Here is a 12,526-nt window from a genome sequence, read left to right on the forward strand (position 1 = left end):
ACCCCTTATTGAGCGTTGTACAAAATGACCGCGGCGGTTGCCAGCAGGTTCAGCAGCGTCAGCGGCAGGCACACTTTCCAGCCGAAGGACATCACCTGGTCATAACGCGGACGCGGCAGCGCGGCACGGATCAGGATGAACATCATCATGAAGAAGGCCGTTTTCAACGCGAACCAGATGAATGGCGGCAGGAACGGACCCTGCCAGCCGCCGAAGAACAACGTCACAATCAGGGCGGACACGGTGACGATACCGATGTATTCCCCCACGAAGAACAGACCGAACTTCATGCCGGAATATTCGATGTGGTAACCGTCGGCCAGTTCCTGCTCGGCTTCCGGCTGGTCAAACGGGTGACGGTGGCACACCGCCACGCCGGCGATCGCGAAGGTCACGAAGCCGAAGAACTGCGGAATGACGTTCCAGACGTGCGCCTGGGATTCAACGATGGCCTGCATGTTGAACGAATCCGCCTGCATCACCACGCCCATCAGCGACAGGCCGATGAACACTTCGTAGCTCAGGGTTTGCGCGGAGGCGCGCATCGCGCCCAACAGCGAGTATTTGTTGTTGCTCGACCATCCGGCGAACAGCACGGCGTACACCGCCAGGCCGGCCATCATCAGGAAGAACAGAATACCGATGTTGAGATCGGACACCGCCCAGGTCGGGCTGACCGGAACGATGGCAAATGCCAGCAACAGGGAAGTAAAGGCGATCATCGGCGCCAGGGTGAAGATCACCCGGTCGGAGAATCTCGGTACCCAGTCTTCCTTGAAGAACATTTTGATCATGTCGGCGACCAGCTGCAGCGAGCCGCCCCAACCTACGCGGTTCGGTCCGTAGCGGTTCTGGAACAGGCCGAGCAGGCGGCGTTCGCCGAAGCTCATGAATGCCCCGCACGCCACGACCACCAACAGGATCACGACCGCTTTAAGAATGGCGATCAGAATGTCGATCACCTCAGGGGTAAACCAGCTCATCGTGCCGCCTCCCGCAGATTGTCTACCTTAGCACCCACCAAGATCGGCGGGATCCCTGGCAAGCCGAGCGGCAAACCAACCTGGCCCTGGGTCAGGGTTTCACTCAGACGCACCGGCAGACGCAAGGTCTGGCCCGCGCAGCTGAACTCCACCAGGCTGCCCGCGTTGACGCCAAGCGTCGCCGCGTCGGCCGGGTTGACCATCACGTAGGCTTCTGGCATGCGCTGCTGGATCACGTGAGAGCGCTGCGACATTTCATCGCTGCCGAACAGGTGGTAGTAAGGCGCGACACGCCAGCCGTCGTTCGGATTGAAGGCGGCTGGCACGCGGTCGAAGTAACCGAGGCTGCCCTCCCCCGCTTCGATCAGGCGCACGCCCGGATCGCCGTGGCGCAGTTTGCCGCCCACTTCGGCCTGGAACTTGTTCCATGCCTGCGGTGAGTTCCAGCCTGGCGCCCAGGCGAACGGGATCTGCTGACGATCGGCCAGCGGGCTGTTATTCCCTTCCATCGAGAAGGCGAACATGGTGTCTTTATCCTGCGGCTGACGCGGCTCGTGCACGCTGATGTTGGCGCGCATGGCGGTACGGCCGCTGGAACGGTGCGGCGAACGCGCCAGCTTCTGACCGCGAATGCGGAACGTCGCGTCCGGCGCGGCATCGACGATGCCCTGCAGCTGCGGCAATGCGGCGACGCAAGCGGCGATCACGTCATCGAGCTGGGTCCAGTCCACGTGGCGGCTGGTGTAGGTGGAGTGCAGCGAGTGCATCCAGCGCCAGCTTTCCAGCATCACGGTGAACTGATTTTTCTTGGCGTCGTCATAGTAAGCCGGATCGTATACCTGGAAGAAGCGCTGCGCGCGGCCTTCCTGGTTGATCAGCGTACCGTCGCTCTCGGCGAAGCTGGCCGAGGAGAGGATCAGGTTGGCTTTGTCCATGATCGCGGTGCGCTGGTGGTCGGCGACGATCAGGTTGTTGACCTTGGCCAACGCTGCGTCCACCTGCGCCGCCGGCGCATGACGATAGAGATCGTTTTCCATCACGATGGCGGTGTCGGCTGCGCCACTCGCCAGCTGTTCCAGCGCTTGATCGAGCGAACCGCCGCCGATCATCGCCAGGCCCATGCTGTTGGCAGCGCCCGCCACGAAGGTGATGCCGACATCGGAACCGCGGCCCTTCAACGCTTTGGCGATGTTGGCCGCCGCTTCGATGATGGCTTCGCTGCCGGCGTTGCTGCCGGTCACGATAAGCGGTTTGCGTGCGCCGGTCAGCGCCTGCACGATGATATCGACTTTCTTGTTCAGGCCGTCGGCCAGATCGTTCACCGCCGGCGCTGCGCTATCCAGCGCGTGCGCGATGGCGAAGCCGAAGCGTGCCTGCTCGTCCACCGGCGCGCGGTAGTTCCAGGCGGCAATGTCGTCCAGGCGGGTATTGTCGATGTTAGTGGTGAACAGCGGGTACTTGGCGTGCTGACCGATGTTCTGCACCGCCGCGATCTGCCAGTCGGCAACACGTTGCGCCGCCGCCATCGCGCGAGCTTTCCCCTTGACGGCCTGGCGCACGGACAGCGCGATACGCGCACCGGTTTGCGTCAGGTCTTCGCCCAGCACCAGCACCGCGTCGTAATCTTCGATCTCACGCAGCGCCGGCGTATGGACGCCGCCGTTTTTCAGCACGTTCAGCATCAGCGCCAGGCGTGATTGCTCCGCCTGAGCGATACCGGTGTAGTAGTTCTCGGCGCCGACCAGCTCGCGCAGTGCGAAGTTGCTTTCCAGGCTGGCGCGCGGGGAGCCGATGCCAATGGTTTTCTTCGCCTGACGCAGGATGTCCGCCGCGCCCTGCATCGCCTGCTCGGCGTTCAGGGTGATCCAGTCATCGCCGCGCAGCTGCTGCGGTTGACGCGGACGATCTTTCTGGTTGACGTAGCCGTAACCGAAACGACCGCGGTCGCACAGGAAGTAGTGGTTCACGCTGCCGTTGTAACGGTTTTCGATACGGCGCAGCTCGCCATAGCGTTCGCCCGGGCTGGTGTTACAGCCGATGCTGCACTGCTGGCAAATGCTCGGCGCGAACTGCATGTCCCATTTACGGTTGTAGCGTTCGGAGTGCGTTTTGTCGGTGAATACGCCGGTCGGGCACACTTCCACCAGGTTGCCGGAGAACTCGCTTTCCAGCGTGCCGCTTTCCGGGCGACCGAAGTAGACGTTGTCGTGCGCGCCGTACACGCCGAAGTCGGTGCCGTCCGCATAGTCTTTGTAGTAACGCACGCAGCGGTAGCAGGCGATGCAGCGGTTCATCTCGTGCGAGATAAACGGCCCCAGCTCCTGGTTGTTGTGGGTACGCTTGGTGAAGCGGTAGCGGCGGAAGCTGTGGCCGGTCATTACCGTCATATCCTGCAGGTGACAGTTACCGCCTTCTTCACAGACCGGGCAATCGTGCGGGTGGTTGGTCATCAACCACTCGACCACGCTTTCACGGAACTGCTTCGCTTCGCCGTCATCGATGGAGATGAAGGTGCCATCGGATGCCGGGGTCATACAGGACATCACCAAACGGCCGCGCGTATCTTCCGCGTTTTGGTATTGCTTTACCGCACATTGGCGGCAAGCGCCGACGCTTCCCAGCGCCGGATGCCAGCAAAAGTAAGGAATATCAAGGCCGAGGGAAAGACAAGCCTGCAGCAGGTTGTCCGCCCCGTCTACCTCATACTCTTTGCCGTCTACATGAATCGTAGCCATAGTCAGCATGCTTCCAAGTGGCCTGCCTTGCGGCAGGCGTTAATCAAAAATTCTGGCCGTGTTCGGGCGAGTTCGGCTTACCAGCGCTGCTTCAGCAGATTGTTCGGCTGAATGCCGCCAATCGCATGGGCGTTGCCGAAGTGCTGCACGGCGATACCCGCCTCGAACTCTTCACGGAAATATTTAATCGCGCTTTGCAGTGGCTCTACGGCACCTGGCGCGTGGGCGCAGAAGGTTTTGCCCGGGCCGAGGGAGCGGCACAGCTGTTCGAGGGTTTCGATATCCCCCGGCTGCCCTTCGCCGTTTTCCAACGCACGCAGGATCTTCACGCTCCACGGCAGGCCGTCGCGGCATGGCGTACACCAGCCGCAGGACTCGCGGGCGAAGAACTCTTCCAGGTTACGCACCAGCGGCACCATGCCGATCTCGTGGTCTACCGCCATCGCCAGCGCGGTGCCGAGACGGCTGCCGGCTTTGCCGATCGCGCCGTATTCCATCGGGAGGTCGAGGTGATCGGCGGTCAGGAAGTCGGTGCCCGCGCCGCCCGGCTGCCAGGCTTTGAAACGCAGACCGTCGCGCATGCCGCCGGCGTAGTCTTCCAGGATCTCGCGCGCGGTAGTGCCGAACGGCAGCTCCCAGACGCCCGGATTTTTCACCCGGCCGGAGAAGCCCATCAGCTTGGTGCCTTTGTCTTCACTGCCGGAGATGCCGGTGTACCACTCCACGCCGTTCGCCAAAATGGCCGGCACGTTGCACAGCGTTTCGACGTTGTTGACGCAGGTCGGCTTGCCCCAGACGCCGGCACTGGCCGGGAATGGCGGCTTGGAACGCGGGTTGGCGCGGCGGCCTTCCAGCGAGTTGATCAGCGCAGTTTCTTCGCCGCAGATGTAACGGCCGGCGCCGGTGTGCACGATCAGCTCGAAATCAAATCCGGTGCCGAGAATGTTCTTGCCCAGATAGCCGGCGTCGGTGGCTTCCGCGATGGCGCGACGCAGATGCGCCGCTGCTTCGATATATTCGCCGCGCAGGAAGATGTAACCGCGGTAGGCTTTCAGCGCGAACGCGGAGATCAGCATGCCTTCCACCAGCAGGTGCGGCAGCTGCTCCATCAGCAGACGGTCTTTATAGGTGCCCGGCTCCATCTCATCGGCGTTACACAGCAGGTAACGGATGTTCATGGATTCGTCTTTCGGCATCAGGCTCCACTTCAAACCGGTGGAGAAGCCCGCGCCGCCACGGCCCTTCAGCCCGGAGTCTTTCACCAGGCCGACGATCTCGTCCGGGGCCAAGCCTTTGAGGGCCTTTTCTGCGCCGGCATAGCCGTTTTTGCTGCGGTATTCGTCCAGCCACAGCGGCTGCTTGTCATCGCGCAGACGCCAGGTCAGCGGATGCGTTTCGGGAGTGCGTACAATGTGCTTGGTCATTGATACTGCTCCAGTAGCGTCTCGATATCTTCAGGCTTCAACTGACTGTGAGTGTCCTCATCAATCATCATGGTCGGCCCTTTATCGCAGTTGCCCAGACAGCAGGTCGGCAGCAGCGTGAAGCGGCCATCAAAAGTGGTTTGACCCGGCTTGATGTTCAGCTTCTTCTCGATAGCGGCCTGAATGCCCTGGTAACCGGTGATGTGACAAACAACGCTGTCACAATAACGGATCACGTGACGTCCTACTGGCTGACGGAAAATCTGGCTGTAGAACGTGGCCACGCCTTCTACGTCGCTGGCGGGGATGCCCAGCACTTCCGCGATGGCGTAAATCGCACCGTCCGGAACCCAGCCGCGCTGCTTCTGCACAATTTTCAGTGCTTCGATGGAAGCGGCGCGCGGATCCTCGTAATGGTGCTTTTCGTGCTCGATCGCATCACGTTCTTCCGCGCTCAGTACAAATGCATCAACGCCGCTCTGAGGAGCGGCTGCATTGATGGGCTCGAGCGCATCGTTGACTGCGTGATTGTCTTTTTGATCATGCATAGTTAGCGGTCCACATCTGACATTACAAAATCGATACTACCCAGATAGACGATCAGGTCGGAAACCAGGCTGCCTCGGATGACCGATGGGATCTGCTGCAGGTGCGCAAAGCTCGGCGTACGTACCCGGGTGCGGTAGCTCATGGTGCTGCCGTCGCTGGTCAGGTAGTAGCTGTTGATCCCTTTGGTGGCTTCAATCATCTGGAATGATTCGTTGGCTGGCATCACCGGGCCCCAGGAAACCTGCAGGAAGTGGGTGATCAGCGTTTCAATGTGCTGCAGCGTACGCTCTTTCGGCGGCGGCGTGGTCAGCGGGTGATCGGCCTTGAACGGGCCTTCCGGCATGTTGTTCAGGCACTGTTCGAGGATGCGCAGGCTCTGGCGCAGCTCTTCCACCTTCAGCATCACGCGGGTGTAGCAGTCGCTGTTGCCATCGCCCACCGGCACTTCGAAGTCGAAGTTCTCATAGCCGGAGTAAGGACGCCATTTACGCACATCGAACTCGACGCCAGTGGCACGCAGGCCGGCACCGGTCACGCCCCACTCCAGCGCTTCTTTGGCGTTGTAAGACGCTACGCCGATGGAACGGCCTTTCAGGATGCTGTTCTTCAGCGCCGCTTTCACGTAGGAGTCCAGACGCTTCGGCATCCAGTCGAGGAATTCACGCAGCAGACGATCCCAGCCGCGCGGCAGATCGTGCGCGACGCCGCCGATGCGGAACCAGGCCGGGTGCATACGGAAACCGGTGATCGCTTCCACCAGATCGTAGATTTTCTGACGGTCGGTAAAGGCGAAGAACACCGGAGTCATCGCGCCGACGTCCTGAATGAAGGTGGAGATGTACAGCAGATGGCTATTGATGCGGAACAGCTCGGACAGCATCACGCGAATGGTGTCGACGCGCTCAGGTACCTTGATGCCGGCCAGCTTCTCGACCGCCAGCACGTAAGGCATTTCGTTCACGCAGCCGCCGAGGTACTCGATACGGTCGGTGTACGGAATGTAGCTGTGCCAGGATTGACGCTCGCCCATCTTCTCGGCGCCGCGGTGGTGATAGCCGATATCCGGCACGCAGTCGACGATCTCTTCGCCGTCCAGCTGCAGAATGATGCGGAACGCACCGTGCGCGGACGGGTGGTTCGGGCCGAGGTTGAGGAACATGAAGTCTTCGTTCTCGGTACCGCGCTTCATGCCCCAGTCTTCCGGCTTGAAGGTCAGCGCTTCCATCTCCAGATCTTCTTTCTGCTTGGTCAGCACGAAAGGATCGAATTCGGTGGCGCGCGCCGGGTAGTCCTTGCGCAGCGGGTGCCCTTCCCAGGTCTGCGGCATCATGATGCGCGACAGGTGCGGGTGGCCGTCGAAGGTGATGCCGAACATTTCCCAGGTTTCGCGTTCGTACCAGTTGGCGTTCGGGAATACCTTGGTCGCCGTGGGCACGTGCAGGTCTTTTTCAGACAGCGCCACCTTCAGCATGATGTCGCGGTTGCGCTCGATGGAAATCAGATGGTAGAAAACGGAGAAATCCGCAGCGGGCAGGCCGTCGCGGTGGGTGCGAAGACGTTCGTCCACGCCATGCAGATCGAACAGCATGACATACGGCTTCGGCTGTTTTCTCAGGAACGTCATTACTTCCAGTAACTGGTCAGGTTTAACCCATACCACGGGCATGCCGGTACGGGTGGCCTGAACAGTAAAGGCTTCCGGCCCAAAACGGTTGCGCAGTTCGCCGATCACCGGGTCGTCAAGGTGATCTCGGGTCTGCCAGGCAGGCAAGGCGTCGTGCGTCGTCAAATCTGTCATAATTTTTTTTCACCACACTAAAGGGTTATTCGCCGCAAGTTTCACTTTTCGCTGTGTTAACCAATAGCGCACTAAGATGGACGTTAAATGAACGTCTTAAATCTCGTCAGGCGTCCGGAGGTTGGTCACCGCGATGCGCTCGCCGTGTTTACGCTCTCTTTCAGACTGCATATTGGCGCGGTAAACGCCCTGATCGCCGACAACCCACGACAGCGGGCGACGTTCTTTGCCGATAGATTCCTGCAGCAGCATCAGCGCTTGCATGTAGGCTTCCGGACGCGGTGGGCAGCCGGGAATGTACACGTCGACCGGCAGGAACTTGTCCACGCCCTGCACCACGGAATAGATGTCGTACATACCACCGGAGTTGGCGCAGGCGCCCATCGAGATCACCCACTTCGGTTCCAGCATCTGCTCGTACAGGCGCTGGATGACCGGGGCCATCTTGGTGAAACAGGTACCGGCCACCACCATCAGGTCAGCCTGACGCGGGGAGGCGCGCAACACTTCCGCACCGAAACGCGCCACGTCGTGAACGGCGGTAAACGACGTCACCATCTCCACGTAACAGCACGAAAGGCCGAAGTTATACGGCCAAATAGAGTTTTTACGCCCCCAGTTCACCATGTCATGCAGCGCATGTTCGAGTTTACCCATGTAAACCGTGCGGTGGACCTGTTGTTCCAGGGGATCGGCGACGATCTCCTGTTTTTGCAGGGGATAACGGTCGTTCTCACCGTTCGGGTCTATGCGGGTGAGCGTATAGTCCATCTTAATGCCTCGCTGTTACTGCGGATGACTGTTGGTGTTAGTGATCGTGCTCGGTTTGCTGCGGCGTTGGGAACGCGCCGGAGTCCAATCCAACGCGCCGATGCGCACCAGATAAACCAGACCGGCCAATAGCACCAAAATGAAAATGGCGGCTTCGATAAAGCCTACCCAACCGCTCTCGCGAACCGAGACCGACCAGGCATACAGGTATAAGGCTTCAACGTCGAAAATAACGAAGAACATGGCCACCAGGTAGAACTTGGCGGACAAGCGCATGCGCGCCGTGCCGACCGAGTCGATGCCTGATTCAAACGGGGTGTGTTTGGCGCGCGCCCGGGCTCTCCCGCCCAAGAAGAACGCGCCCAGCAGCATTAAGCCGCAGAGCCCGATAGCCACAACGAGAAATACGGCGAGCGCCCAGTGATGAGCGATAACTTCAGTGGTTGTTGACATACTCTATGCTTACTCATCAAAAGTGGCGTCGATCGCACTGCTCTTGTCACCGGCAGTTAGTGCGCCACATCGATTTAAGGGAAGGATAAATAACCACACAAACAAACTGCTTTTACAGCGAGTTAGGCAGCGTTTTTCTGTGGGCTTTTTACTCCTTTCTATAACCTTTTGTCAACTTTGACAAAAGTATCTACACACTAGTTTACATACGTATCATTTGATTAACATTTGATGCGCCAGGGACAGGCTAAATCGTGTCAGTTAATTTTTGTGTAGAAACAGATAGATATAAACCAACATGCACATTTCAGTTTTACTATACCATTGTCTCAGGAATTCCCTGTTCTTCCACTCACTACCTAGGGGTATTTTTTTGATCCAGGACACGTTTTCAGCATAAATCCTCAAAAAAAGTGTGGCCCTTTAACAATTTTCCTCAAATTGAGCCGCAAAAACGGCCGCTATAAGCTAACAAAATACCCCTGCTATTACCATGCCTTTAACCCATTCAATCTTATTGCTCAAAAAACGAACTTAGCGTATTAAACCCGGCCAAACTCTCTTTTCATTAACGCTTAAAAGTTAACAAAACGGCCAACTCAATTGAAAATACAAGCCAAATACATATAAATAAATTTTTAGGTAAAAAAAGGGCAAAAAAAACCTCCGCCGAAGCAGAGGTTTTTCATCAGATATCGCGCCGCGACGTTATTCTTCTTCGTCCACCAGGCTGGCGTCATCCTGATCGCTCTGGAGACCGCCTTCCGCACCGTTGAAGCCATAGCCGTCATTGCCGCCCTGCATCGCGCTGAAGATGGCCATCGCCAGCTCGTTGCTGCACTGCGCGTTTTTGCACAGCGCATACTGGGTATCCGGCAGCGGCGGCAAACCTTCCACCGCGCCCAGCACCCGCAGATCGGGGCTCATCATCTCGATCGGCCGTGCGGTCACGCCCAGGCCGGCTTTACAGGCCGCCCGCACCGCGGACAGCGTGGAGGCGACGTAGGCGATACGCCACGGAATACCGGCTTCGTCCAACTGTTTAATCGCCAGCGCGCGGAACGGGCTTGGCTCATCCATTACCACCAGCGGGATCGGTTCGCCGGCCTGATAGTGATAATCGGCGGCGCAATACCACAGCGTCGGCGACGTGCGCAGCACGATGTGCGGGTGCCCGGCAGGATCGGCCGTGGTCACCGCCAGATCGATCTCGCCCTCTTCCAGCAGATCGACCATCGTCGTACTGCGCTTTACGCGCACGTCAATGGCCAGCTTCGGATAGATGGCGGTCACGCGGTTCAACAGGAAAGGCAGAATGGTATCGGCGGTGTCGTCGGAAGCACCGATGGTCAGAACACCTTTTATATTGTTGTACATCAGCGAGGTACAGGCTTCGTCGTTAAAGCGCAGGATCTTCCTGGCATAACCGAGAAGCTGAATACCATGCTCAGTCAGGAGTTTGTTGCGCCCATGGCGGGCAAACAGTTCTTTGCCGACCAGTTGCTCTAATCGCTGCATTTGTTGACTGACGGCTGATTGAGTACGGCAAACGGCAACAGCCGCCGCGGCGAAGGTATTCAAATCAGCAACCGCAACAAAGGTTCTTAGCAGATCGAGGTCGAGATTAAGTATCGGACGATTTGCAGTTGTCATAGTGTATTCTTCACTTTTTTAAATTCTAATTTACGAACTACTACCCTGGTGTGTTTCTCAGACGCCGTTGAAAAGGACGGCGCCTGTTATGACAGTACCCCACTCATAAGTGGAGGGCAAAAAAATTACTTATGATTCGTTACCTCTATCGCTTTTTAAAATGCGATCTATCGATGGTGCTTATAGAACGCGGGGGACTGAATACCGGTGAAAAGGGAAACCCCCCACCGAACCTGAGATTTTACTCATTCATACTGCCTAATTTCCACTCCATTCGTGCTACTGAGAACCCTTATCAACCGGCCTTCAGACTGCATTCCAGAGCAAAAAAGATAAATAATTAACGGTACCGACTTCGTGTGACTACTCAATGAATTTAATAAATTCAATCATTAAGATTTTTGCTTTAAATAATAATCTTATAACCACATAAACAATGCTTAAGGTAAAATATAAAGTAAAGCTAATGTAAATATGTCATTTTCCTTAGTGTGGTGCGCGAACCGACACCCCGCTATCAGACTACTCCGGTATTATCGTTCCTTTACAGTTTATTGAAGCCTATTCTCCCTTTCGGCTTATCAGTTCACTGCTGCCGGCCGCGATCGCCGGCACGTCTCGTTTATCGACGCTTGATTTAACAGAACAAAACCCTAGTAAAATTATAGTTCATGAAATTATGAACCACAAAATAACTTTACCTTTGCTTATCATAACTAAAATCCCCCGTTACGACATGCATTTGCACCAAAGGCGTGCAAAACCCTTCAAAAGCAACTACGCCAGGAGTACATTGGGCGAGTTGCGGCGTCCCACGGTAGGAGCGCCCCTATCCCAGCAAAAGGCTCAACTTTTTATGTCCCCCATTGAGAAATCCAGCAAACTGGACAACGTCTGCTATGACATTCGCGGCCCGGTGCTTAAAGAAGCTAAACGTCTTGAAGAAGAAGGCAACAAAGTCCTGAAACTGAACATCGGCAACCCTGCCCCGTTCGGTTTCGACGCCCCGGACGAAATCCTGGTCGACGTGATCCGCAATCTGCCCACGGCGCAAGGCTACTCCGACTCCAAGGGCCTCTTCTCGGCGCGTAAAGCGATCATGCAGCACTATCAGGCGCGCAACATGCGTGACGTGACCGTTGAGGATATCTACATTGGCAATGGCGTCTCTGAGCTGATCGTCCAATCCATGCAGGCGCTGCTCAACAGCGGCGACGAAATGCTGGTACCGGCGCCGGACTACCCGCTGTGGACCGCTGCGGTATCGCTGTCCGGCGGCAAGGCCGTGCACTACCTGTGCGATGAGCAGGCCGGCTGGTTCCCGGATCTGGACGATATCATCAGCAAGATCACCCCGCGCACCCGCGGTATCGTGATCATCAACCCAAACAACCCGACCGGCGCGGTTTACAGCAAAGCGCTGTTGGAACAGATCGTCGAGATCGCCCGTCAACACAACCTGATCATCTTCGCCGACGAGATCTACGACAAGATCCTGTACGACGACGCCGAACACCACTCGATCGCCGCACTGGCGCCAGATCTGCTGACCGTGACCTTCAACGGCCTGTCGAAAACCTACCGCGTGGCGGGCTTCCGCCAGGGCTGGATGGTGCTGAACGGGCCGAAGAAGCACGCCAAAGGCTATATCGAAGGGCTGGAGATGCTGGCTTCGATGCGCCTGTGCGCCAACGTGCCGATGCAGCACGCCATTCAGACCGCGCTGGGCGGTTATCAGAGCATCAGCGAATTCATTCAGCCCGGCGGCCGCCTGTACGAACAACGCAACCGCACCTGGGAATTGCTCAACGACATCCCGGGCGTCTCTTGCGTGAAGCCGCAGGGCGCGTTGTACATGTTCCCGCGCATCGATGCCAAACGCTTCAACATCCACGACGACCAGAAGCTGGTGCTGGATCTGTTGCTACAGGAAAAAGTGCTGCTGGTGCAAGGTTCGGCGTTCAACTGGCCTTACCCGGATCACGTGCGCATCGTCACCCTGCCGCGCGTAGACGAACTGGAAATGGCGGTCGGCAAGCTGGGCCGCTTCCTTGAAGGCTACCATCAGTAATCGCCTGGGGCGCAGCGCCTTGCTGCGCCCTTCTCTCATTGCCCGGTTGCAAAATTCGCCGTCACTGCTTCACAATGGGAGCCTCACTT

At 57.6% G+C, this 12,526-nt stretch carries 9 protein-coding genes; 1 reads left to right on the forward strand and 8 read right to left on the reverse strand.

Annotation, left to right across the window (positions count from 1 at the left end):
• Positions 1–5: 5 nt before the first annotated feature.
• The 8 genes from nuoH to lrhA form a co-directional block, all read right to left on the reverse strand.
• Positions 6–983, reverse strand: a complete 978-nt coding sequence (nuoH, locus tag FOT55_RS22650) for an NADH-quinone oxidoreductase subunit NuoH (protein ID WP_004936022.1) — start codon at positions 981–983, stop codon at positions 6–8.
• Entirely contained in the window at positions 980–3,718 is a 2,739-nt protein-coding gene (gene nuoG / locus FOT55_RS22655; protein WP_060447996.1) for an NADH-quinone oxidoreductase subunit NuoG, read from the reverse strand. The genes nuoH and nuoG overlap by 4 nt, the downstream gene beginning before the upstream one ends.
• A 77-nt stretch (positions 3,719–3,795) precedes the next feature.
• Complete coding sequence (gene nuoF / locus FOT55_RS22660; protein ID WP_043140066.1) at positions 3,796–5,142, reverse strand: NADH-quinone oxidoreductase subunit NuoF; 1,347 nt, start codon at positions 5,140–5,142, stop codon at positions 3,796–3,798.
• Complete coding sequence (nuoE, locus tag FOT55_RS22665; RefSeq protein ID WP_004936034.1) at positions 5,139–5,690, reverse strand: NADH-quinone oxidoreductase subunit NuoE; 552 nt, start codon at positions 5,688–5,690, stop codon at positions 5,139–5,141. Before nuoE ends, nuoF begins: the two co-directional genes overlap by 4 nt.
• Positions 5,691–5,692: 2 nt before the next feature.
• A complete protein-coding gene (gene nuoC, locus FOT55_RS22670; RefSeq protein WP_025303662.1) occupies positions 5,693–7,489 on the reverse strand; it encodes an NADH-quinone oxidoreductase subunit C/D in 1,797 nt (598 codons plus the stop codon).
• A gap of 96 nt (positions 7,490–7,585) precedes the next feature.
• Positions 7,586–8,260: a NuoB/complex I 20 kDa subunit family protein gene (locus tag FOT55_RS22675; RefSeq protein WP_004936039.1), complete on the reverse strand. Its 675-nt coding sequence runs from the start codon at positions 8,258–8,260 to the stop codon at positions 7,586–7,588.
• A 15-nt stretch (positions 8,261–8,275) separates the two neighbouring features.
• Positions 8,276–8,713: an NADH-quinone oxidoreductase subunit NuoA gene (gene nuoA, locus FOT55_RS22680; RefSeq protein WP_025303663.1), complete on the reverse strand. Its 438-nt coding sequence runs from the start codon at positions 8,711–8,713 to the stop codon at positions 8,276–8,278.
• 708 nt (positions 8,714–9,421) lie between these two features.
• Entirely contained in the window at positions 9,422–10,366 is a 945-nt protein-coding gene (lrhA, locus tag FOT55_RS22685) for a transcriptional regulator LrhA (RefSeq protein ID WP_025303664.1), read from the reverse strand.
• A gap of 856 nt (positions 10,367–11,222) precedes the next feature.
• On the opposite strand from lrhA, the gene FOT55_RS22690 reads away from it, so the two are divergent.
• Positions 11,223–12,437, forward strand: a complete 1,215-nt coding sequence (locus FOT55_RS22690; protein WP_025303665.1) for a pyridoxal phosphate-dependent aminotransferase — start codon at positions 11,223–11,225, stop codon at positions 12,435–12,437.
• Positions 12,438–12,526: the final 89 nt, after the last annotated feature.

The sequence above is a fragment of the Serratia bockelmannii genome (genome assembly GCF_008011855.1).
GTDB classification, from domain to species: domain Bacteria; phylum Pseudomonadota; class Gammaproteobacteria; order Enterobacterales; family Enterobacteriaceae; genus Serratia; species Serratia bockelmannii.

Coding starts and splice junctions, on each gene's coding strand:
- FOT55_RS22690 (WP_025303665.1), top strand. CDS start 11,223: ATGTCCCCCATTGAGAAATCCAGCAAACTGGACAACGTCTGCTATGAC.
- nuoE (WP_004936034.1), bottom strand. CDS start 5,690: ATGCATGATCAAAAAGACAATCACGCAGTCAACGATGCGCTCGAGCCC.
- lrhA (WP_025303664.1), bottom strand. CDS start 10,366: ATGACAACTGCAAATCGTCCGATACTTAATCTCGACCTCGATCTGCTA.
- nuoA (WP_025303663.1), bottom strand. CDS start 8,713: ATGTCAACAACCACTGAAGTTATCGCTCATCACTGGGCGCTCGCCGTA.
- nuoF (WP_043140066.1), bottom strand. CDS start 5,142: ATGACCAAGCACATTGTACGCACTCCCGAAACGCATCCGCTGACCTGG.
- nuoH (WP_004936022.1), bottom strand. CDS start 983: ATGAGCTGGTTTACCCCTGAGGTGATCGACATTCTGATCGCCATTCTT.
- FOT55_RS22675 (WP_004936039.1), bottom strand. CDS start 8,260: ATGGACTATACGCTCACCCGCATAGACCCGAACGGTGAGAACGACCGT.
- nuoC (WP_025303662.1), bottom strand. CDS start 7,489: ATGACAGATTTGACGACGCACGACGCCTTGCCTGCCTGGCAGACCCGA.
- nuoG (WP_060447996.1), bottom strand. CDS start 3,718: ATGGCTACGATTCATGTAGACGGCAAAGAGTATGAGGTAGACGGGGCG.